Below are 21,079 nucleotides of genomic sequence, written 5' to 3'. Positions count from 1 at the left end.
ACCAGCGACGAAAGCGTACGGTCGCGACGCCGACTCGGTTAGTATCTGGCTGGCGACAAGGGGGTTCAGGATGGTGCTCGACCCGGTCAGCCAGGCGTTGATCATCAGCGGTGGCGGCGTCCTCGTGAGCGCCATCGCGACTGACGCGTGGGCCGCGGCGCGGGCCGGGTTCGCCCGCCTGTTCGGCCGCGGAGACCAGGACCGGCAAGCCAGCGCGGAGCAGCGGCTCGACCGGTCCGCCACGCAGCTGGACGGGTTGTCCGGTGACGAGCTTGAGCAGGCCCGGCAGGCCCAGGCACAGGCGTGGCAGACCCGCCTGGCCGACCTCGTCGAAGAGCACCCCGAGCTGGCCGGCGAGCTGGCCAGCCTGGTGCGCGAGATCGAGCGGCAGCTGCCGGCTGGCGGCCACCGGGTCCACATCACCGACGCGGGTGCCGTTTCCGTCGGCGGCAACGTCGAGTTGCGCGGCACCTTCGTCGCCGGCCGCGACCTCGACCTCTCCGGCACCGCCACCGTCGGCTCGGAGGGCTCGCCGGCCGAGCCACCACCCGAGCGTCGTTAGTCCAGAGTGGACCCGGTCCGCTCCGGCAAGGGAGGGCACGTCATGGCCGAGTCAGATCTCACCCACCTCCCGCTCGGATACCCGCGCTCGGCGGACCCGTGGGCGGCGCAGGAGGAGTCGGCCATGGTCAACGGGTTCGACGACGGCTGGAGCATCACGGACATCGCCGAGTTGCTGCGCCGCCACCCGGCCGTGGTCCGCGCGCGGCTGCATCTGTTCGGCCGGCTCCCCGCCTGCGATCCGATGCGTGACGAAGAGGACCGCAGGATCGCCGCGCAGTGGCCCCTGCCCACCGAGGAGGTGCCCTCGGACCGCGTCGCGCGGCCGCACGAGGTGGGCACGCCGGCGGGCCGTGGCCTGCTCGGCCGGCTGTACGACCGGTTCCTGCGCATGGGCTGACGCCACTCGCGGCTCCGGCGCCGTCACCGCTTGATCATGCGGTGACCGACCACGATCGCGTCGACGTCGGCCTCGGCCAGCACCCGCATCGCCTCGGCGGGCGTCTCGACGATCGGTTCACCGCGTACGTTCAGCGAGGTGTTGACCAGCACGGGCGGGCCGCCCTGCCGGGCGAACTCGTTGATCAGCCCGGCGAGCAACGGGTTGTGCCGGGTCTCGAGGGTCTGCACGCGGGCGGAGCCGTCGACGTGGCAGATCGCCGGCACGGCCGCGCGCACCGCCTCCCGTACCGGCCAGGAGAACTGCATGTAATGCGCCGGACCCCGGGCGTCGAAGTACCGCTGTGCGTGCTCGGCGAGCACCACGGGCGCGACCGGCCGGAACCACTCTCGTCCCTTGATCTTGTTGATCCGGGCCGGTACCTCGGGGTCGGTCGGGTTGGCGAGCAGGCTGCGGTTGCCGAGCGCCCGCGGCCCGAACTCGGCACCGCCTTGAAACCAGCCCACCACCTGCCCCTGGTGCAGCAGCCCGGCCACCCGCTGGCACAGTTGGTCCTCGGTGAGGACTTCGCCATAACCGTCCAATGTGTCTGGATAGGGCCGGCCGAGGTAGGGCCCCGCATCGATCCGCCACGTCGCACCGGCGCCCGCGGCGGCGAGCCGGGCGGCTACCGCCGCGCCGATGGCCGTGCCGCTGTCACCCGGCGAGTAGACGACGTGCACGTTCTCGAACGGCGTCAGCTCGCTGATCTTCCCGTTGAACGTGCAGTTGAGCGCCACACCACCGGCCAGGCACAGGTTGGGGCAGCGGGTGCGGTCCCACAGCTCCTGCAGCACGTGCAGCAGGACGGTCTCCAGCACCGCCTGCCCTGCCGCCGCGACGCACGCGTTGGTGATGAAGTCATCGGCCAGTGAGCCGCGCTCGATGCCGGCAAGCTGGTCGAGTATGCCGCCGGGGCCGTACATGCGGATCGCGTAGGTTCCGTCCGGACCGAGGTCGACCGGCTCCATCAGGCGATCCACGAAGCGGTCGTCGCCGTACGGCGCCAGGCCCATCGTCTTGCCGGCCTGGAGGAAGCCGAAGCCGATCGCCTCGGTCACCGCGCGGTACAAGTCGCCGAGGGAGTTGGACATCAACGCGTCCGGGTCGTTGGACGTGGCCGCACCGGCCTTGCCGCCGATGACCCGGCCGAGCACGGCGATGTCGTTGCCGCGGCCGAACGCCCAGGTCGTGGTCTCGCGCTCATGATGGTCGGCGGCCGGCCGCCCACCGCCGGCGTCGATCACACTGCCGGCGCCGTCGGCGACCAGGATCGCCGCCTCCTCGAAGGGACTCGTGAAGAAGGTGCTCGTGGCGTGGGTGTGGTGATGGTTCAGCCACGTCGGCGCCACGCCGGGAAGGCGCAGGTCCGGGTCGAGCATGTCGTTGGCGGCGAAGACCCGCACCGCGCCGGCGTCCAGGCCGGCCGCGTCGAGGCAGTACGCCAGCGACGCGCGGCAGGGATCGGGCTCGCCGTAGGCGTACCGGACCCGGCTGAGCCGCTCGTCCTCCACCGCCACCACCCGATCGTCGGGCGTCAGCAGGCACGTCGCGAAGTCGTGGATGGAGCCACCGAAGCCAACGATCACCGAGCCGCCTCGACGCTCCGTATCAGGCATGTCACCGATGGTACCATCCATTGATCAAGAGCAATGCGTCGTTCGGTCAGGGGGAAACCCGTGGTTGCACCGCTCGTCGCCCTGGCACTCGGCGCCGCGTTACTCGTCCTGCATCGGCTGAACCTCGCGGAGGCGGTGAGCCCCGACGGCCACCGCTACCGCGCTCTGGGCCGCCGCGAGCCTGTGCCCATGCCGTTCGCGCTGCGCTGGCTGCTGCCGCTCATGCTCGGCGACGCGGTGTGGCGGTGGCGGCTCAGCGCGTACCTGCACCTGCTCGCGCTGCCGCCGCTCCTCGCGATATGGCTGCGCCCCTGGGTCGACGACGCCCGGCTCCAGGTCGTCGGGGCGCTGCTGGTCTGCGGCCTGTCCGGGGTGTGGCGGATCCACATCCGGTGGCCGGTGCTCGTCGACGGCCCGGCGATGACGTGGGCGCTCGGCTGCGCCGTCGCGTTCCAGTACGACCAGCCGGTGCTCGGCGTGGCGCTCGCCGTGATTGCGGGATCCGTCAAGGAGTCCGGCCCGGTCTTCGCCGCGTGCTTCGCCTGGCACCTGCTGCCGCTGATCGGGCTCACCGTTCCGCTCATCCGGGCGCTGACCGTGCGGATCGGCGTCGACCCGATGGCACAGCCGCACGTCACGCGATACCCGGTGCTGGCCAGCCGGGTGCACCACCTTGGACGGTGGTTCGACGCGCGGTCGATGATCCTGCCCTGGGGCGCAGGCATCCTGGCCGCGCTCGCCACCGACCGGCAGGTGCAGGCGATGCTCGCCGTGACCGCGGCGCTGGCGTACGGGCAACTGGTGATCGCGACCGACACCATCCGCCTGTATCAATGGGCGGCGCCACCGGTGATCCTGGGCGCGATGACGGTCCTGCCACCCGACTGGGCGGTGCTCGCGCTCATCCTGCATCTGTTCAACCCCTGGGCAGGCACCGCCGAGGTCTGACGCGTCAGCGCCCCAGGCGGCGGAAGAGCGGGCCGGGCAGGTGCCGCAGCACCACCATGACCGGGCGCAAACGACCGGGCACCCAGACCTGGCGCCGGCCCGCCCAGACGGCCCGAACGACCACCTCGGCCACCGCCTCCGGCGTCGTGGTCAGCGGCTGCTCGCGAAGCCCCGCGGTCATCCTCGTGCGCACCTGCCCGGGGCGTACGACCACGACCCGGACCCCGCTGCCCTCCAGCCAGTAGCCAAGACCGGTGTAGAACGCGTCCAGGCCGGCCTTCGAGGACCCGTACACAAAGTTGACCCGCCGCGCCCGCTCGCCGGCCACCGACGACAGCGCGACGATGGCCCGTGCCCCTGCGCGCGCAGCCGCCGGGCGAGAAGCACCCCGACGCTCACCGCGCCGACGTAGTTGACCTGCGCCAGCGCGACCGCCTCGCGGTGGTCGAGCGCGGCCACCGGGTGCTCGCCGAGCACGCCAAACGCGACGACGGCGACATCGATGTCGCCACCGGCGAAGATCTGTTCGACGACCGCCGGATGGTCGGCCGGCTGAGCGGCGTCGAACGCCACCGTCTGCACCGTCGCACCGGCCGCCTCAAGATCGATGACCGCCTCGGCGAGGCGCCGCGACGGACGGCCGACCAGCACGATCCGCAGTGGACGGTGTGTGAGATACCGCTGGGCGATCGCGAGCGCTATGTCGGACGCGCCACCGAGCAGCAGCAGCGACTGTGGGATGCCGAGGGCGTCAATCACAGGGACAGCCTCCGGGCCAGGTTCGACATGAACACGCGGCGAGGATCCATTTGTTCGCGCGTCTCGCGGAAGGCGTCGACCCGCGGGTACATCGCCGCCAACAGGTCGGGGCGCAGCCGCGCGTCCTTCGCCAGGTAGACCCGGCCGCCCGCCGCGGCGACGAGTTCGTCGAGGCGGTCCAGCAACGTGACGATCTCAGGCGTGGCCGCGAGGTCCAACGCGAGGGTCCAGCCCGGCATCGGGAACGACAGCGGACCGCCGGCCTCCGCGCCGAGGACCTTGAGCACACCCAGAAACGGGGCGTGTCCGCAGGCGGCGACCCGGTCGACGAGGCGGCGCAGCGCGGGCTCCGCACCGAACGGGAGCGCGGCCTGGTACTGCACGAAGCCGCGCGGGCCGTACAGCCTGTTCCAGTGCGGGACGGCGTCGAGCGGGTGGAAGAACGCCGGCACGGAGGCCAGGGCGCGGGCCCGGCGGCGCGGCGCGCGCCGGAACCACGCCTCGTTGAAGGCCCGCACGCTGACCCGGTTGAGGGTGCCGCCCGGAACCACCGCCGGTACGCCCGGTCGCCGCCGGGCCGGCGCGGGCCCGACCGGGGCCTCGCCCCGCGCGGCGTGCCGTCCCCGAACGACGACACCGCGCCCGGTCGTACCGCCCCGCGCGAGCAGGTCCAGCCAGGCCGCGGCGTACGGATACCCGCGGCCGTCGGCGAGCCGCGCGATCAGCCCGTCCAGGTCGGGCGCCCGCTCCGTCTCGGTCACCAGCCAGGCGCTGGGCGCCGGCGCCAGCCGCAGCGTCGCTCTGAGGATCAGCCCCGTCAGACCCATGCCGCCGCAGGTGGCGTGGAAGACCTCGGGGGTGTCCGCCGGCCCCACGGTGCGGACCACGGCATCCGCCGTCAGAAGGTCCACAGAGGACACATGCCGGGCGAGGGAGCCTACGGCGGGATGGTTCTTGCCATGTACGTCCGCCGCGATCGCGCCGCCGGCGGTCACGTACCCGGTGCCGGGCAGGACCGGGAGAAACCATCCACGCTGGAGCGCCGCGTCAACCAGCCGGCGCAGGCTCACCCCCGCCTCCACCCTGACCGTGCCCTCCGCCAAGTCCCAGCCGAGGATGCGGTCGCGGCCCGTCATGTCCACCACCGCACCGCCCGCGTTGCAGGCGGCGTCACCGTACGACCGGCCCAGCCCGCGCGCCAGGATGCCGCGGGCGCCCGCGTTACGCACCGCCTCCGACAGCGCCGCGTCGTCGCGGCCGCTCAGCACGGTCATCCCGGTCGCCGCCGTACGGCCCCAACCGGTCAACAGCCCCCACCTCGTCATCCGGCAACGACCAACAGCAGCGATGTCGACCACACGACCAGCCACAATTGAAGGCTCCGGTCGCGTAGGACGGCGGCCTCCGGGCTGTCCGCGGCGCCCAGGTCGATGAAGGACACGTACCGCAGCACCGCCAAGGCGAACGGCGCCGCCGACACCGCGGCCCAGGTCCCCTGCCGCTGCGCGTCGAACGCCCACAGGACGTACCCCATGATGGTCACCGCGGCGGCGGTCCCCCACAGGAAACGCAGGTACGACGGGCTGTACCGGGCCAGCACCGGCCGGGCGGCGGCCGCACCCTCGCCGACCTGGACCACCTCGCTGTACCGCTTTCCGGCCGCCACGAGCAGCGAGCCTGACGCGGCGACAACCAGGAACCACGGTGACATCGGCACGCCGGCGATCACGCCGCCGGCGAACGCCCGCAGCACGTAGCCGGCCGCGATCGTCGCGATGTCGACCAGCGGCTGGTGCTTGAGATGGAGCGAGTACAGGACCATGAGGACCACGTACGTCGCCAGGAGCGCGGCGAACCCGAGACCGCCCAGTACTGCGCCCACGGCCAGTCCGGCGACCAGGAGGCCGGCACCCACGACCCCGGCCAGCGGCACCGGGACCAACCTCGCGGCCACCGGGCGCAGGTGCTTCGCGGGGTGGTTACGGTCGATCGTGGCGTCGAGGATGTCGTTGACGAAGTAGACGCCCGATGCGGTCAGGCAGAAGGCAGCGAAGCCGACAACGACCGCGCCGAACACCTCCGGACGCAGGATCTCGCCGCTGGCCAGCGCGGCGCCGGCGACAAGGACGTTTCGCCCCCACTGTCGGAGCCGGGCCATGCCCACGAGGCCGATGAGCACAGACGCCCGGCGAGCCGCCGCGGGGGCGGTGCCGGGCCTGTCCGAGGCGCCCGTCGTGGGGGCTCCGTCGACCCGGTTTGTCATCGGCGCCTCCCTGACGCCGAACGGGATCGGGCGCCGCGACGACGAACATCTCTGGCCATCGATACTACGCCGGAGCGTGTCGAGCAGATACCTCAGCGTGTCCGTCAGACAAGCTCACCCGTGCAGTGGGCGTGGGGGCCACAGCGATAACAGGTGTACGCCATGCACCCGGTGCACACGCCGAGGTTCTCCAGCAGGTACCTGTCCCCACAGACGCGGCACAGCGTGCGCTGGCACAACATGGCGTTCCAGCCGGCTCGCCCACCGAGAGCCTCGTACGAGGCGGTGACGTATTCGGCCAGTTCCGGGTCGTACTCCGGGCCAGCCGGGTCGCGGATCCCATGGTTGTGGCTCCAGCAGTACACCGTGAAGAACGCCTTGTCAGTGACCAGGAGATCACCGTCGCGTCCGGCGCGCAGCCAGGCCGCGCACACCTGCCGTACACGCTCCGGAAAGGGCTCGGCGCCGTTCAGCACCATGAGATCACCGTTCATCGCTGAATTGTGCGATGCCCGATCAACCCCCGATATGCCCCGGCCCGCGCCACCTGCGGGCCGCATGCTCCCGCGGGCACCGCGCAGGTCGGCGGCTCGCAAGCGCTCGCCGAAACCCCCGACCAGCGCTGCCAGCCCCGCGGCACAAGACCCTAGGACAACGGCAGGCATCGCCCGTCGGGGTTGGTCGTGGACCGCGCAGGGTGCGGCCGCGGGAGCGACGGCCTGGACCGCGACGAGCGCCGCGGCAGCTCAGAACTCGATCCTGACTCTGAACCTGACCCCGAAAGGTCTCCAGTCGGCCAAGTGCTGCCGGCGCCGAGGCGGGCGTTTATGGCAGGGCGAGCTCGTAGAGGTGAGTTCGCCGGAGAAAGCGGAAGCCGAGGTGCTCGCGTACGGCAAGCAGGTGGGGATCGTCCTCGGCGGCGGCGGTTTCGATCTCGTTGACGTGCGGGTGGACCTCGCGCAGGCGCTGAATCAGAGCGGCGTTGACCCAGCGGCCCAGCTGCTGTCCGCGATGGTCGGGAAGCACGGCCGGTCCGTACTGCCGAGCGCGGGGCTCGAAGAGCGCGCCGACGACCGCCACGGCGTAGGCCGCCAGGTCGCCGTTCGCGTCCGCGGCGGTCAGCACGGCGTTACCGGGGCGGCTCGGGCTGCGCAGCAGTTCTTCGACACGGGGCGCGTTGGGCAGGTCGCCGGTCCAGTGGGTCAGGCGGTAGCCGGGATGCTCGGCGTCGACGAGCTCACCGAGCCAGGCCCGGTGAACATCGCAGTAGGTGAGCAGGTCGTGGCGCCGGGATCGGGTGTGCCGGAAGCCGTGCCGCTGACAAAATGCCTCGCCCGGCGTGCCCTCGGCCACGTCCGCGACCAGGCGTGGCTCGGCGGTCTGTTCCCGGACGGTGGCCAGCAGCCGGGAGCCGATCCCGCGCCGCCGCCACTGCGGCTCGACGTACAGGCTCACCTCCGGGGCGCCCGGCGTCGTGGCCGGGGCCGGTGGCAGCAGAAGGGCGTGCCCGAATGGGGTGATTGTCCGCAGGGTGGCCACTCCGGCCACAGAGCCGCCCGGTGACACAGCCTGCCACCGCGAACCCTCGAGGTGATCCGACACCCTCACGATGTCGATCAAGGGTTGGCTCATGGCTCCCACGATCGCCCCGACCGTTGTGCGGAACAATGCGAAAGATCGAATCGCCGCATAAGCTACCGGTTATCGTTCGCCGCCAGGGGCGGGTATTCGCGTGCGTCGTGACCGGAGGGAGATGGCCTGGTGGAGCTGCGAGACATCGAGATCTTCCTCACGCTGGCAAAAGAGCTCCATTTCGGACGTACGGCCGAACGCCTCCGCATCTCGCAGGCACGAGTCAGTCAGTCGATCAAGCAGCAGGAGCGCCGGATCGGCGGTGCCCTGTTCGAGCGGACCAGCCGCAGCGTGCGACTCACCCCGCTCGGCGAGCGGCTACGCGACCGGCTCGACGCGGGCTACGGCGAGATCATGGCAGGCATCGACGAAGCTGCCGCCACCGCTCGCGGACAGGTCGGCACCCTGACCGTTGGCACCATGGCCACCCAGCACCAGGGGATCGCGGCCGTCCTCGATCTGTTCCGGCAGCGGTATCCGCAGTGTGAGCTGCGCATGCGCGAGATTCTCCCCAGTGACCCGTTCGGTTGGCTGCGTGCCGGCCGGGTCGACATCGGGCTGGTCTGGCTACCTGTCCGCGAGCCCGACCTGGCCGTTGGGCCGGCGCTGCACACCGAGCATCTGGTGCTGGCCGTCGCCTCCGATCATCCTTTGGCCAGTCGGGAGCGGATCGAGATGGAGGATCTCGGCGATTACCCGGTGGTGTATCCGGACGGGCCTATCCCGGAATACGTGTGGGAGGCGCACACCCCGTCCGTGACACCGGCCGGGCGGCCCATCCGGCGCGGAATCGCCGTGGCCACCCTCGAGGAGGCATTCACGGCGATCGCCGGCGGCAGCGTCGTGTCCCCCGTCGGGGCAGACGCGGCAGCCACCCGGCAGCGCGGCGACATCACGTTTGTGCCCATCACCGATGGACCGATTCTGCGGTACGCGCCGGTGTGGCGCATAACCAGCGAAACGACGCTGGTCCGCGCCTTCGTCCAAGCCGCCGAGGACGCGCAGACCACATAGCGCGCTTTGCCGCGTCCTGCGCTATTACTCGCAACGCCGTTCCACGGCCACTTCTGGCGACTCGCGATAACCAACGCGTTATCAGTCGATACACAAGTCGTCGTTGATCGAGTAGACAAGCCCACCGCACGCTATGGGCGGCGCTGGCCTGTCGTACGGCCACGCCGGACGGGTCTTGAGGGTCGAACGCCGTACGCAAGGGGGATTCATGATGGGACAAGGCAATAGCGGCTTCTCCAAAACGGGGTTGGACAGGGTGCGCGAGGTGCTGGCCGGGCATGTCGAGTCCGGGAGGATTCCCGGTCTGGTCGCTCTGGTCAGCCGGGGTGATGAGACACATGTCGAGGCGATCGGGACGATGCGTCATGACGGTGGCCCGCCGATGCGCCGGGACACGATCTTCCGGATGGCCTCGACGTCGAAGCCGGTCTCGGTCGCGGCGGCGATGGTCCTGCTGGATGAGTGCCGGCTGCGGCTGGACGACCCGGTAGACCCGTGGCTGCCGGAACTGGCCGACCGGCAGGTACTGACCCGGATCGACGGCCCGCTGGACGACACCGTGCCGGCGCGGCGGCCGATTACCGTACGGGACCTGCTGACCTCGACGTTCGGGCTCGGCCTGGACTTTTCGGCGCTGGGCACTCCGATCATGGCTGCCGTCTTCGAGCAAGGGCTCACCCCAAACCTGCCGACGCCGATGCCCGAGCCGGATGAGTGGATGCGCCGCCTTGGCGCGCTCCCGCTGATGCACCAGCCCGGCGAGCACTGGCAGTACCACATCAGCAACGATCTCCTTGGCGTACTCGTGGCCAGGGTCACCGGCCAGTCGTTCGAGACGTTCCTGCGCGAGCGCATCTTCGATCCGCTGGGCATGAAGGACACCGGTTTCCACGTGCCCGCCGACAAGATCGACCGGCTGCCGGCCCTCTACGCCCCCGACCCGCAGACCGGACAGTTCCACGTCTGGGACGAGCCCGCGGGCGGACGGTGGAGCCAGCCTCCGGCGTTCCCGGGCGGCGGCGGTGGACTGGTCTCCACCGTCGACGACTACCACGCCTACTTCCAGATGCTGCTCAACCACGGCATGCACGGCAGCGAACGGATCCTGTCCCGACCCGCCGTCGCGCTGATGACCACCAACCGCCTCACCCCCGAACAACAAGCCGCCCGAACCGCCATGGCCCGCAACAACGTCCACATCTCGTTCGGCCAGGGCCAACACGGCGGCTGGGGCTTCGGCATGGCGGTACGCACCTACCGCGGCGACTACGCGCCCATCGGCCAGTACGGCTGGGACGGCGGAAGCGGCACCTCCACCTACGCCGACCCAGACAACCAACTGGTCGGAATCCTGCTCACCCAGATCGGAACGTCCGTCCCGAATTCGGCATGGGCCTTCCACGACTTCTGGACCACGCTCTACCAGGCAATCGACGACTGACACCGCGTAGCGGACCGTGTCAGCGGTCATGTCAGGCCGGCGTCAGGGTCGCGTCAGGCCGGACGCCGACAGTAGCGGCATAACAGAACACGGCACACCGATCTCACCACCAGATTTCGAGGAGTACACAACCATGTCCATCACCCTTTCCGACCAGGACAAGACCACCTTGCGGACCGCCGCCTACGGCGCCATCACGCTGCTATCTGCCGCTGGTGCGGCCGGTGGCTCGCCACACAAGATCGCCACCAACGGCAGCATCGCGCTGGCCTCGGCCACCGGCCTGGTCGGGCACGTGCTCGCGGAATATCCCAAAGGCAAGGATTTGAACGGCAAGTCCGTGGCCGAGATCGCCGACCGCGTGTTGCCGGCCCTGACGGCAGCCACGAGCCTGCTCAAGCAGCAGGATCCAGCTGAGGCCGACAACTTCCGCAGCACCGTCATCGTCGCCATCGAAGCAGCCACCCGGGCCCACAAGGACGAGCCCAGCCCCACCATGGCCGACATGACCCGCAAGATCACCGCAGCCCTCGACGCCGCTTAATGGATGTCCCCGGGGCCCTCTCCGGGCCCCGGGCCACGGATAACTCTCGCTCCCGGGCCGCGTCGTAGGGGCCGGTCAGTGATTACGCAGATCACTGACCGGCGCCGACCGACAAGACCGCCAGGTTAGCGTGTGTGTTGTGACAGCTGACGTGCTCGTCCTCGCCACCGAGGATCCCTTGGCGGTCGCCGCGGCCGAGGCCATCCATGGCGGAGAGATCGCGACGTTGCGGCGGCTGCTGGCCGAGCACCCGGGCCTCTCGACGGCCCGGATCGGGGACTACGACGGCCGGCCCGACGGTGGCACGTCGCGGACCCTGCTGCACGTGGTCACGGACTGGCCCGGGCACTACCCGAACGGGGCCGCCGCCGTGGCCGCGCTGGTCGAGGCCGGCGCGGACGTCAACGCCCGGTTCACCGGCCCGCATACCGAGACGCCGCTGCATTGGGCAGCCAGCAACGACGACGTTGAGGCGCTCGATGCGCTGCTGAACGCCGGCGCCGAGATCGACGCGCCGGGAGCGGTCATCGGCGGCGGCACCCCGCTGGATGACGCGACGGCGTTCGCGCAATGGCAGGCCGCGCGCCGCCTGGTCGAACGCGGCGCGCGCACGTCGTTGTGGCACACGGCGACCTTGGGGCTGCTCGACCGCCTGCAGGCTTACTTCACCGGCACCACCCGGCCGACGCAGGCCGAGGTCAACGGGGCGTTCTGGGGAGCCTGTCACGGCGGTCAGCAGCGGGCCTGCCGGTTCTTGCTGGACCACGGCGCCGATCTCGACTGGATTCCGGACTGGGAGAACCTGACCCCGCTGGACGCCGCGACCCGCAGCGGCGCCACCGACGTGATCGCCTGGCTGCGCGAACAGGGCGCCAAGACCGCCGCCGAGCTGGGGCGGTAACGCCACCTCCCATGCGGTCTCGCCGACGAAGGGTCTTGCGGCATGAGCGTGTAACTGATCAAGCGGCATCGACGGAAGTGGTCAATGGTGGAGGCTGGCCCGGCCGGTCAGCTCGGCCAGGAGGGCGTGCACCGCGGGTCGTTGCGGCGTGCCGCCGAGTGCGCGGGTGACCGCGAAGATGCGCCGCTCGGTGACCGGTTCGGCCAGAGGCGCGGTGTGTACGCCGGGCGGCACGTGCCGCAGGGCCAGTTCAGGCACCAGTGCGGCGCCCAGTCCGGCGGCGACGAGGTCGAGGGTGAGCGCGAAGTCGACGGCGCGGTGCCGGATGTCCGGCTCGAAGCCGGCGAGCCGGCAGGCGTGCAATGTGGACCGCAGGCATGGGGTGTGCTCGGTGCTGGCGATCCACGGCATGTCCCGCAGCTCGCTGAGCCGGCCGGTGTGCCGGCGCCATCCGATCGGGGTGATTAGGTGCATCGGGTCGGTGGTGACCGGATGCCGGTCCAGATCGTCGACCAGCGGCGCGGGCACGTGGTCGTACTCCTGCAGCACCACCACGTCGAGGGTGCCGGAGTGCAGGTCGAGTCGGCTCTGCTGGTCTTCGGCCTCGATCACCCGTACGTCCAGCTCTGGGTGCTTCGCCCGGGCGCGGGCGGCCGCCGGGCCACCAACGCGCCGGCCGCGGACGCGAACGCGCCGACCCGCACGGTGCCGCTGACCCCGTCGCGAAGCGCGGCGAGCCCGGCCACTGCCTGCTCCACCGCGCCGAGCACCTCCCTGGCGTGGCTGGCCAGTACCTGGCCGGCCGGTGTGAGCACGATCCCGCGCCCGGCCCGCTCGACCAACTCGTGCCCGGCCTCCCGGGACAGCTGGACGAGCTGCTGGGAGACCGCCGACGGGGTCACATGCAGCGCCGCGGCGGCGGCGGTGACGCTGCCGCGCAGCGCCACCTCGTGCAGCACGCGGAGCCGGCGTACGTCAAGGTCCATGTAGCGACGCTACAACGCCGATGAAGAGCTTTGAACTGGTCCTTAAGCATTTCGTCGGGCAGCGTTGCCGGCATGAAAGCGTCACACCGACTTCTCGCCGTGCTCGTCGCCGCCATCTGGGGCGTCAACTTCGTCGCCATCGAACTGGGCCTGCGCGACCTGCCGCCGCTCGTGTTGACCGCGCTGCGCTTCGTCGCGGTGGCGGTGCCACTGGTCTTCCTCGTGCCGCGCCCCAGCGCCCGGCTCCGCTACGTGGTCGGCTACGGGCTGGTGCTCGGAGTACTGAAGTTCGGGGCGCTGTTCACGGCGCTCGCCGCTGGCATGTCAGCCGGCCTGGCCTCGCTGGTGCTGCAGGCGCAGGCGCTGATGTCAGTGCTACTGGCGGCGGCGGTACTCAGCGAGCGACCGGCGCGGTCGCAGGTAGCCGGCGTACTGGTCGGATCGGTCGGGATCGGCGTGCTGGCGGTCGGCAGCGGCGGCCACACCACGGTGATCGGCTTCGCGCTGACACTCTTCGCGGCCGCCTGCTGGGCCGTAGCGAACCTCGTCATGCGGGCCAGCGGCGAGACGCGACCGCTCTCGCTGCTGGCCTGGTCGAGCCTGGTGCCGCCGCTGCCGCTGCTCGGCCTGGCCGGCGTGGTCAACGGCGGACAGGCGGTGCTGGATGCGATCACCGGCCTGTCCGGACGCGGGCTGCTCGCCGTGGCATACGTCGCCTACGTGTCAACCCTCGTCGGCTTCGGGATCTGGAACCGGCTGATCGTCCGATACTCGATCGCACAGGTAGCACCGTTCAGCCTCCTGGTGCCGGTCTTCGGGCTCAGCTCGGCGTGGCTGCTGCTCGACGAGCCCATCGGCCCCACCGAACTGGCCGCCGCCGCCATCGTCCTCGCCGGGCTGGCCCTGGTCGTCCGGCACTCCACAGCAGACCGCAACAACGCCACCACCGCCGGACAGCGCCACGAGCCTGAGTACACCCCGGCCACGGCCGCGTCGGCTCAGACCAATGCCTTCTCGTCGGCCAGGAGCGCGGGCAGCTCGCCCACCGCCCGGGCCCCGATCCCGTCCTCGGTGATCAGTCGAACGTCCATGGCCTACCCCTGTCAGCCGCCCACGTGGGTGCGGGGGCGGCGGTCCGTGCGCGGCTCGCTCTTGCGAATGATCTCGCGGACGACCGGGGGCGCGTCACCTCGTCCGAGCAACAGGTAGCGGAACAGATGAGCGACCAGGCTACTTACGGTTGGGGCGGTTGCTCCGCACCTTGTGTGGCTTGGGCGTCTTCCTCCTCTACCCGGATATAGCCCGCGCTATGAACGGCCACACCCAAGCCCGTGCCAACCAGGATCGCGATCCCGGCGATCGGCATGATGTGCCAGAAGCCGCCGACCACCCCGACGAACCCGAGCCCGAGCGCCACCTGCTGCGCCACCAGCACGACAACGGAACTCGTCATGCGCCGGCGATAGGTCTCATGCCGATTCAACATGATAAGAGCTGACAAGAGTGGGATAGCCAAGGAGAACGCGATCACGCAGATCTTGGCGGACAGATCCAGGGAAGCGGCCCCGGGGTCAGGAACGGCTGCACCATGACGGCTCCGATCGCGATCAGACCGCCGTACATCAGGCTGTTCTGCCGGAGGGACTCCTCCTGCTGTGCTGCCGCCCGTTTCCGCCACCATTCCGCCTGTGCGGCGGCCCGCCGCTTCCACCACGCTTCGTTCGCGATGCTCTCGTCCATGGCGACCATTGTGCAGATGGCGCGAGCCTGGCTGCACCGGCCAATGCCGCTGCTTGGAGCCCCAGCACGGCGTCTTAAGGGGCCGCGTCAGGCAACGGATAGCCCGGCCAGGCCGGCGGCCAAGCCGAGCGTGGCGCTGACTCCGAGGACCCGCAGCACAGACCACCGGAGCCGGAAGATCAGTACGGCGGCGATCGCGGTGATCGCGGCGGGTACCGGCCGAAGGCTGGCCACGTCGGGTACCTGTAGGTGCAGCGGTCCGTCGGTGATGGTGTGGCTGTCGGCGAACAGCGTGTGGACGGCGAAGTAGAGGCCGAGGTTGGCGATGACCCCGACGACCGCGGCGGTGATGCCGGTCAGGGCGGCGGACAGCGTGCGGTTGCCGCGCAGCCGCTCGACGTACGGGGCGCCGAGCAGGATGAACAGGAAGCATGGCACGAATGTGACCCAGGTGGTCAGCAGTGAGCCGACCACCCCGGTCAGCCACGGGTTCAGCGAGCCGGGATGGTGGTAGGCGCCGAGGAACGCCACGAACTGCACCACCATGATCAGCGGGCCGGGGGTGGTTTCGGCGAGGGCGAGGCCGCGGACCATGTCACCGGCCGACAGCCAGCCGAAGTCCTCGACGGCGCGCTGCGCCACGTACGCCAGCACCGCGTAGGCGCCGCCGAAGGTGACCACGGCGGCGCCGGAGAAGAACACACCCTGCTGGGTGTAGACGCTGCCCACGCCGGTGGTCGCGGCGACCACCGCGACCGGGACGAACCAGGCCAGCAACCCGACGCCCAGGATCGTGGCCGCGCGGCGGGCGGTGGGCTGGTCGTGGTGCAGCGCGTCGTCCGCCACCAATGGCGCCGGCCCGCTCTCACCGCCGTTGCCGTGCCCGCCGGTGACGGCCAGGGCGGGCCGCCAGCGGTGCAGCGCCCAGCCGGCCGCGGCAGCGGCCGCGATGACGATCGGGAACGGCACGCCGAACACCGCCAACGCCGCGAACGCGGCCACGGCGAACCCGACCAGGACCGGGTTGGTCAGGGCCCGGATGCCGACCCGCCACACGGCTTGGGCAACGATCGCGACCACGGCCGGGGCCACGCCGGCGAACACCGCCGTCACCGCGGTGGTCTCGCCGTACCCGACATAGATCGCCGACAGGGCCAGCAGCGCCACCATCCCGGGCAACACGAACAGGGAGCCGGCGATCAGGCCACCGCGGACGCCGTTGAGCAGCCAGCCCACATAGATAGCCAGTTGCTGGGCCTCCGGGCCGGGCAGCAGCATGCAGTAGTTCAGGGCGTGCAGGAACCGGCGCTGCCCGATCCAGCGACGCTCGTCGACCAGGTGCCGCTGCATGACCGCGATCTGCCCGGCCGGACCACCGAACGTCTGCAACGAAATCGCGAACCACGCCTTGACCGCGTGCCGCAGCGGCACCACATCGCGGTCGGTCTGCTCCACGCTCGTCATGCCGGCTCCCGGCCCAACAGCGTGGCCCGGCGGTGGTACTCGTACAGGCCGTCGAACAGCGGCCCGGTCAGCTCCAGCACCTCGTGGTCGTCGCGGACCATCGACAGTCCACGCAGGACCACGTCCAGCCCGGCGGCTTCCGGCGCGTCGAACCGCCCGTCGTCCAGGTCCGCCTCGTGGACGATTTCGGCGAGCTTCCACAACACCGGGTCAGCCACCTCGTACCGGCGCAGGATCGTCTCGAACGTGCAGTCCGCGCCGTGGTGGGACAGGTCAACGCCGCGCATGTCGAACGGCGTCGCGTCCGCCGGGACCTCGGCCGGATCGGCGACGAACACGAACCGCGCCCGCGGGTCTATGTGCCGGCGGATCAGCCACGCGCACGCGGCCCGGTCGATGTGCACCCCAGCCCGGGTCGCCCACCTCACGACACAGCCCCAATCACCGGCGCACCGGTGGCCAGATCTCGGATCGCCTGCTGGGCGATCTCCCGCTGCGGGGGCGGGAAGAAGTCCCGCCGCCGGATGCGGTGCAGCTCGGCCCGCAGCCGCCGCACCGCCGCATCCCGGTCCCTGCCGGTCAACGCCCCGGCCGCCTGCGCCTGCGCGGTCACCTTCTCGTACTCGCTCGCGCGGGCGGCAGCCATCTGCCCGGCCAGGTCACGCTCCTGCGCCGCCGACGCCGGCCGGGCCAGCCACACGCTCGCCGACCCACCTGCGGCGAGCACGTCGTCGGCCACCCACTCCAAAGACTCGCGGGTACGCGCGTCCGCGGGCAGCCCGACCAGGCCGTCGCCGAGCTGCGCGACCCCGAGCCGTTTGAGGTTGCGCCAGATCGCGATCCGCGGCGTCGACGGCTCCCGCGGCACCCGGTACGACAGCAGCACCCACTCCCCCGTACTCATCAGGACAGTTCCTCAACCAGTGCCGCGGTCATGGCCCGTAGCTGCGTGCCGGCCGCGGCGTCAGGCCATTGCGCGTCCAGCCGCCAGCGGCGCGCGGTGGGCACCTCGCAGTCGATCCCGACCAGCAGGTCACCGCCCACCTGTGCCAACGCCTGCGGCGCCGACGTGTCAAGCCATCCCGCGGCGTCGCCGAGCAGCCCGGCAGCGTACGGGCTGACCGCGTCCTGCGGCTCCAGCCCGGCGGACGCCGCACGCCAGCCCGCCGGCGCGGCCGCGTTGAACCACGCCGCCGCCACCCGGCTCTTGCCCGCGCCGTGCGCGCACACGAATACCACGGTTCGTTCCATACCCCCAATGTAACCACGGTTGCATCGCAGGGAAAGTGGTCAGCGAGCTGGCCGGAACGGCGCTAGGGCCTGTATCAAACTCGGTCACAGCCACTCGTTGATCGCGGCGATGTGAATGGTGGCTTGGTAGCGCACGGCGAGTTGGTCGAATCGGGTGGCGACGGCAAGGTTGCGTTTGAGGCGGTTGATGCCGCATTCCACGGCGTGGTGGCTCTACGGAGACCACCAGCCGTCCAACCTCAGAGATCATGTCCCGAGATTCTCCAGGGCCGCCCCACAACATCAAAAAGCGGCTTCCCTTATTGAGGGGAGCCGCCGCTGACCTGCCGTTTCTCTGGTGGACCGTACGTGGCGGAATAAGAACCGCGTTTCCCAGTTCACGCCAGATGTGCCAGTCGCAGCGGCGCGCCGACGCACACTGTCATGATCCACCAGTGCCCACCACTACGCACGTGGGTGGGCAACTACCGATGCACCTCATCACACCCGCCAACGCCCGACCGCCGCCGGCAAACCCACGATCGGAGCCGGGCCGCTGACCGCCGACGGGGCGTTTTCGGGCAGTCCTTTCGGGCCGCGGAGGGTGCCCAGCAGTCGAACTCCCGGTGCACACTGTAACTCGGCAGTCCGGTCTTCCCTTAGGCATGCGGCTTCCCCTGCCGCATTCGGGGGTTTCCGACACCAACACGGAGGTGGGCATGTCGACGACGAGAACAGTCCTCTCGGGCCTGGTGACAGCAACTGTGCTCAGCACAGTGGTGGTCGCGGTGCACGCGACGCCGGCGCAGGCGGTGCCGGCCCCGACGCTGTGCGTGGTGCCCTCGACCGGCGGGGTTGCCCGATTCAACCTGGGCGGATCGGGCTTCACCCAGATCCGCACCACGGCCACCGCGACGGTGTACGGCGGCGGTGGGTATGGCGTGGTGGCCGTAAACCCGAGCGTGCCTGAAGCCTGGCTCAAGCGGCCGACGTCGTCCACCTGGACGATGGTCGCCCGTCCAGGGCTCCCTGCGGCGTGGGACTATCAGACGACCGACACAGCCCTCTACCTGCTGCTAGGCCCGTCGCCCACCCAGAAGACGGTGCGCCGGTACAACGGGTCGGGCAGCAGTTGGACCACGATCAGCGGACAGTTCCGGACCATGTACACCGGCAACTACGGCCTGTTCGCCCGGCAATCGAGTGCCGGCGACATCTACCGGTACTCCGGCTCGGGCAGTTCCTGGTCGGTGGTCGGCGGACCGGGCTACTCCTTCGCCGTCACCAACACGGCGCTGTACGGCCTCAACCCGGACCGTACCGGAATCTTCCAGTACAACGGCTCCGGCACCGCCTGGACCAACATCGGCGGTGGGGCGTGGGCCATCTACGGTGGCGGGCACGGATTGTTCGCGACGCTCAAGACCAACGGCAACCTCTTCCGGTACCTGGGCACTCCGGGCGCCTGGGAGGACCTCGGGCAGCCGCCGGGTGGCATCCGAAGCGCGACAGTCACCAACAACGCGGTGTTCGCGGAGGACGCCACCTTCTCCCGGGTGTTCCTCTATGAGGCGTTCGACGGCGGCGGCTGGGCGACGGTCAGCACCAGCCCGGTGGGCAGCATGGTCGCCTGCCCGTAGGCCGGGGCTGGTTGAAGCGTCCGGGGACCCCACCGACCCGGACGCTTCACAAGCAGCCGAAGGACTCGGCGCCGGCACCGCCAGCAGGCACGGCTCATCGGCGGCGGCGGCGAAGTGGACGGGGTGGTCGCCTATCGCGTCAACGGGCCTGCCCTGCGCAGCACGATCGTGTTCACGCCCGACGTGCGCGACGAGCGGCACATCACGGACCGCATCGTCGTGCAAATCGGTGACGGCGACCATCTGTTCGCCACGCACCTGGAAGACCTGCCGGTCGCCGCCGGCATCACCCTGATCGGCGGCGGTCACGACATTGACATCAATGACCCGTCCTGGACCGAACGGCTCCGGCTGGCCCCACACCGCCGCGCCGATCCGGATGGCCCGCATGCTGCAAAACCTCGGCTTCACCCTCGACGAGATCATCGAGATGCTGCACGCCCACGACACCGGCACCGCCACCTGCGACAGCGAACAGTGGCGACTCGAAAGCGCCCTCGACCGCATCGACACCAAGATCGCCGAACTGCGCCGCACCCGCCGGCTGATCACCACCACGATCCAGGAATGCCGCACCGGACACTGCCGCTTCGCCGCTCAGTCGGCTGATGGTTGGCAGATTGCTCACCGTGACCGCCACACCGCAGGATGAGCCCACCGCCGCGGCCGAGCCCGCGAGCGGCGGCTCCTGGCTGACGCGCGGCGTCGCCGGGATCGGCAGCGCCAGCCTGCTCGCCGACGTCGGTCACGAGGTGCCCACCGCCCTGCTGCCCAGCCTGCTCACCTCCACCCTCGGCGCACCCGCCGCCGCCCTTGGCGTCATCGAGGGCGTCTCCGACGCGCTTGCCGGCGGCGCCCGCTTCGTCGGCGGCGCTATCGCCGACGACCCGGGCCGGCGCCGCCGCGTCGCGGTCGGCGGGTACACCACCACCGCCGTGCTCGCCTCGCTCACCGGCGCCGCGACGCAGGTGTGGCAGGTAGGCGTTCTGCGCGCCGGAGCCTGGGCTACTCGAGGGCTGCGGGTACCCGCCCGTAACGCCCTGCTCGCCGACGTGGTCCACCCCTCCGCCTACGGCCGGGCGTACGGGTTCGAGCGGATGATGGACAACCTGGGCGCGATCTTCGGCCCGCTGCTCGCCCTCGGCCTGGTCGCCGCCGTCGGCACCCGCTGGGCGATCGGCCTGTCCGTCATCCCCGGTCTGCTCGCCGCTGCCGCGATCGTCTACGCCATCCACCACGCCCCCCGCGCCGAGCAGCGCGACCGGGTACCGCTACGCATCCGCGTCCGCCCCGTGCTGCATGGTCAGCTCGGCCGGCTCCTGGCCGCTGTCGCCGCGTTCGAGGTCGGCAACGTCGCGGCGACGCTGCTCATCCTGCGCGCCACCGAACTGCTCACCCCTGGTCGAGGCACCGACGCGGCGACCGTTGTCGCGCTCGTCCTCTACGCCGGCTACAACGTCGCAGCCACCGCCGCGTCGCTGCCCGCCGGCCGCCTCGCCGACCGGTTCGGACCCACCGGACCGGTGCGGGTGCTCACCGCCGGGGTGGCGCTGTTCGCCGCCGCATACGCCGGCTTCGCCGCCGCCGGAGACAACCTGCCCGTGCTGGCCCTGGCGTTCATCGCCGCCGGCCTGGCCATCGGCTGCGTCGAAACCGCGCAACACTCCGCCGTCGCCGCGCTCGCACCCGCTCACCTGCGCGGGTCGGCGTTCGGACTGCTCGCCACCATCCAAGCGGCAGGCAACCTCGCTGCCAGCGCCGTCGCCGGCATCCTGTGGACTGCCGTGTCTGCAACGGCGGCGTTCGGCTACCTCACCGCGTGGATGCTGATCGCGCTCGCCGTTCTGGCCTTCAACCACCCTGGTCCTGGCGCCAACTCGTCAGCTATTCCTTGAGAT

At 70.8% G+C, this 21,079-nt stretch carries 25 protein-coding genes and 2 pseudogenes; 11 read left to right on the top strand and 16 right to left on the bottom strand.

Going from position 1 to position 21,079, the window contains the following annotated elements; translation table 11 throughout:
* Positions 1-70: 70 nt before the first annotated feature.
* Both Prum_RS43350 and Prum_RS43345 read left to right on the top strand, forming a co-directional pair.
* On the top strand, positions 71-562 hold the full coding sequence (locus tag Prum_RS43350; protein ID WP_173083179.1) for a hypothetical protein: 492 nt from the start codon (positions 71-73) through the stop codon (positions 560-562).
* A 42-nt stretch (positions 563-604) separates the two neighbouring features.
* Positions 605-961, top strand: coding sequence for a hypothetical protein (locus Prum_RS43345; RefSeq protein ID WP_173083177.1), 357 nt, complete (start codon positions 605-607; stop codon positions 959-961).
* A gap of 23 nt (positions 962-984) precedes the next feature.
* On the opposite strand, the gene Prum_RS43340 is transcribed toward Prum_RS43345, so the two are convergent.
* Positions 985-2,619, bottom strand: coding sequence for a carbamoyltransferase family protein (locus tag Prum_RS43340; protein WP_173083175.1), 1,635 nt, complete (start codon positions 2,617-2,619; stop codon positions 985-987).
* A 60-nt stretch (positions 2,620-2,679) separates the two neighbouring features.
* On the opposite strand from Prum_RS43340, the gene Prum_RS43335 reads away from it, so the two are divergent.
* Positions 2,680-3,567 (top strand): hypothetical protein, encoded by an 888-nt coding sequence (locus Prum_RS43335; protein ID WP_173083173.1) that lies wholly within the window; start codon positions 2,680-2,682, stop codon positions 3,565-3,567.
* Between the two features lie 4 nt (positions 3,568-3,571).
* On the opposite strand, the gene Prum_RS50300 is transcribed toward Prum_RS43335, so the two are convergent.
* The 6 genes and pseudogenes from Prum_RS50300 to Prum_RS43310 all read right to left on the bottom strand — a co-directional run bounded on the left by Prum_RS50300 (position 3,572) and on the right by Prum_RS43310 (position 8,221).
* Entirely contained in the window at positions 3,572-3,748 is a 177-nt protein-coding gene (locus Prum_RS50300; protein WP_218577656.1) for a Rossmann-fold NAD(P)-binding domain-containing protein, read from the bottom strand.
* Between the two features lie 36 nt (positions 3,749-3,784).
* Positions 3,785-4,326: pseudogene (gene dprE2 / locus Prum_RS43330) on the bottom strand (decaprenylphospho-beta-D-erythro-pentofuranosid-2-ulose 2-reductase); the annotation flags it as partial.
* On the bottom strand, positions 4,323-5,651 hold the full coding sequence (gene dprE1 / locus Prum_RS43325) for an FAD-binding protein (protein ID WP_173083171.1): 1,329 nt from the start codon (positions 5,649-5,651) through the stop codon (positions 4,323-4,325). The gene dprE1 and the pseudogene dprE2, both read right to left, overlap by 4 nt.
* Positions 5,648-6,589, bottom strand: a complete 942-nt coding sequence (locus tag Prum_RS43320) for a decaprenyl-phosphate phosphoribosyltransferase (RefSeq protein WP_173083169.1) — start codon at positions 6,587-6,589, stop codon at positions 5,648-5,650. Before Prum_RS43320 ends, dprE1 begins: the two co-directional genes overlap by 4 nt.
* A 104-nt stretch (positions 6,590-6,693) precedes the next feature.
* Complete coding sequence (locus tag Prum_RS43315) at positions 6,694-7,083, bottom strand: hypothetical protein (protein WP_173083167.1); 390 nt, start codon at positions 7,081-7,083, stop codon at positions 6,694-6,696.
* 331 nt (positions 7,084-7,414) lie between these two features.
* On the bottom strand, positions 7,415-8,221 hold the full coding sequence (locus Prum_RS43310; protein WP_281369106.1) for a GNAT family N-acetyltransferase: 807 nt from the start codon (positions 8,219-8,221) through the stop codon (positions 7,415-7,417).
* Positions 8,222-8,350: 129 nt separating this feature from the next.
* Between Prum_RS43310 and Prum_RS43305 the strand changes: the two genes are divergently transcribed.
* The 4 genes from Prum_RS43305 to Prum_RS43290 all read left to right on the top strand — a co-directional run bounded on the left by Prum_RS43305 (position 8,351) and on the right by Prum_RS43290 (position 12,121).
* Positions 8,351-9,235 carry a LysR family transcriptional regulator gene (locus tag Prum_RS43305; protein ID WP_173083163.1) on the top strand — a complete coding sequence of 295 codons (885 nt, stop codon included), beginning with the start codon at positions 8,351-8,353 and terminating at the stop codon, positions 9,233-9,235.
* A 265-nt stretch (positions 9,236-9,500) separates the two neighbouring features.
* Positions 9,501-10,676: a serine hydrolase domain-containing protein gene (locus tag Prum_RS43300; protein WP_246278497.1), complete on the top strand. Its 1,176-nt coding sequence runs from the start codon at positions 9,501-9,503 to the stop codon at positions 10,674-10,676.
* Positions 10,677-10,809: 133 nt separating this feature from the next.
* Entirely contained in the window at positions 10,810-11,220 is a 411-nt protein-coding gene (locus tag Prum_RS43295; RefSeq protein ID WP_173083159.1) for a hypothetical protein, read from the top strand.
* A 139-nt stretch (positions 11,221-11,359) separates the two neighbouring features.
* Positions 11,360-12,121 (top strand): ankyrin repeat domain-containing protein, encoded by a 762-nt coding sequence (locus Prum_RS43290; protein WP_246278496.1) that lies wholly within the window; start codon positions 11,360-11,362, stop codon positions 12,119-12,121.
* 81 nt (positions 12,122-12,202) lie between these two features.
* Here the strand turns inward: Prum_RS43290 and Prum_RS43285 are convergent, their stop codons facing one another.
* A complete protein-coding gene (locus Prum_RS43285) occupies positions 12,203-12,733 on the bottom strand; it encodes a LysR substrate-binding domain-containing protein (RefSeq protein WP_246278495.1) in 531 nt (176 codons plus the stop codon).
* Positions 12,730-13,107, bottom strand: coding sequence for a LysR family transcriptional regulator (locus Prum_RS43280; protein ID WP_173083157.1), 378 nt, complete (start codon positions 13,105-13,107; stop codon positions 12,730-12,732). Before Prum_RS43280 ends, Prum_RS43285 begins: the two co-directional genes overlap by 4 nt.
* A 72-nt stretch (positions 13,108-13,179) precedes the next feature.
* Between Prum_RS43280 and Prum_RS43275 the strand changes: the two genes are divergently transcribed.
* Positions 13,180-14,316 carry an EamA family transporter gene (locus tag Prum_RS43275; RefSeq protein WP_173083155.1) on the top strand — a complete coding sequence of 379 codons (1,137 nt, stop codon included), beginning with the start codon at positions 13,180-13,182 and terminating at the stop codon, positions 14,314-14,316.
* 25 nt (positions 14,317-14,341) lie between these two features.
* On the opposite strand, the gene Prum_RS43270 is transcribed toward Prum_RS43275, so the two are convergent.
* The 7 genes and pseudogenes from Prum_RS43270 to Prum_RS43240 all read right to left on the bottom strand — a co-directional run.
* Positions 14,342-14,560 carry a hypothetical protein gene (locus Prum_RS43270; protein WP_173083153.1) on the bottom strand — a complete coding sequence of 73 codons (219 nt, stop codon included), beginning with the start codon at positions 14,558-14,560 and terminating at the stop codon, positions 14,342-14,344.
* A gap of 74 nt (positions 14,561-14,634) precedes the next feature.
* Complete coding sequence (locus Prum_RS43265) at positions 14,635-14,847, bottom strand: hypothetical protein (protein ID WP_173083151.1); 213 nt, start codon at positions 14,845-14,847, stop codon at positions 14,635-14,637.
* An 87-nt stretch (positions 14,848-14,934) separates the two neighbouring features.
* On the bottom strand, positions 14,935-16,311 hold the full coding sequence (gene chrA / locus Prum_RS43260) for a chromate efflux transporter (RefSeq protein ID WP_173083149.1): 1,377 nt from the start codon (positions 16,309-16,311) through the stop codon (positions 14,935-14,937).
* Positions 16,308-16,739 (bottom strand): chromate resistance protein ChrB domain-containing protein, encoded by a 432-nt coding sequence (locus tag Prum_RS43255; RefSeq protein ID WP_173083147.1) that lies wholly within the window; start codon positions 16,737-16,739, stop codon positions 16,308-16,310. Before Prum_RS43255 ends, chrA begins: the two co-directional genes overlap by 4 nt.
* A complete protein-coding gene (locus Prum_RS43250; RefSeq protein WP_173083145.1) occupies positions 16,736-17,215 on the bottom strand; it encodes a Chromate resistance protein ChrB in 480 nt (159 codons plus the stop codon). Before Prum_RS43250 ends, Prum_RS43255 begins: the two co-directional genes overlap by 4 nt.
* Complete coding sequence (locus Prum_RS43245) at positions 17,215-17,562, bottom strand: hypothetical protein (protein WP_173083144.1); 348 nt, start codon at positions 17,560-17,562, stop codon at positions 17,215-17,217. The genes Prum_RS43250 and Prum_RS43245 overlap by 1 nt, the downstream gene beginning before the upstream one ends.
* Positions 17,563-17,646: 84 nt before the next feature.
* Positions 17,647-17,769 (bottom strand): annotated as a pseudogene (locus Prum_RS43240) (IS5 family transposase); the annotation flags it as partial.
* Positions 17,770-18,260: 491 nt separating this feature from the next.
* On the opposite strand from Prum_RS43240, the gene Prum_RS43235 reads away from it, so the two are divergent.
* The 3 genes from Prum_RS43235 to Prum_RS43225 all read left to right on the top strand — a co-directional run bounded on the left by Prum_RS43235 (position 18,261) and on the right by Prum_RS43225 (position 21,076).
* Entirely contained in the window at positions 18,261-19,181 is a 921-nt protein-coding gene (locus Prum_RS43235) for a hypothetical protein (RefSeq protein ID WP_173083143.1), read from the top strand.
* Between the two features lie 388 nt (positions 19,182-19,569).
* A complete protein-coding gene (locus Prum_RS43230; RefSeq protein WP_173083142.1) occupies positions 19,570-19,833 on the top strand; it encodes a MerR family DNA-binding protein in 264 nt (87 codons plus the stop codon).
* Positions 19,811-21,076: an MFS transporter gene (locus tag Prum_RS43225; RefSeq protein ID WP_218577654.1), complete on the top strand. Its 1,266-nt coding sequence runs from the start codon at positions 19,811-19,813 to the stop codon at positions 21,074-21,076. Before Prum_RS43230 ends, Prum_RS43225 begins: the two co-directional genes overlap by 23 nt.
* The last annotated feature ends 3 nt before the right edge of the window (positions 21,077-21,079 follow it).

The sequence above is a fragment of the Phytohabitans rumicis genome (assembly GCF_011764445.1).
Taxonomy (GTDB): Bacteria; Actinomycetota; Actinomycetes; order Mycobacteriales; family Micromonosporaceae; genus Phytohabitans; species Phytohabitans rumicis.
The sequence above is the reverse complement of the archived record's forward strand: the minus strand, read 5'-3'. Positions and strand labels throughout refer to the sequence as shown.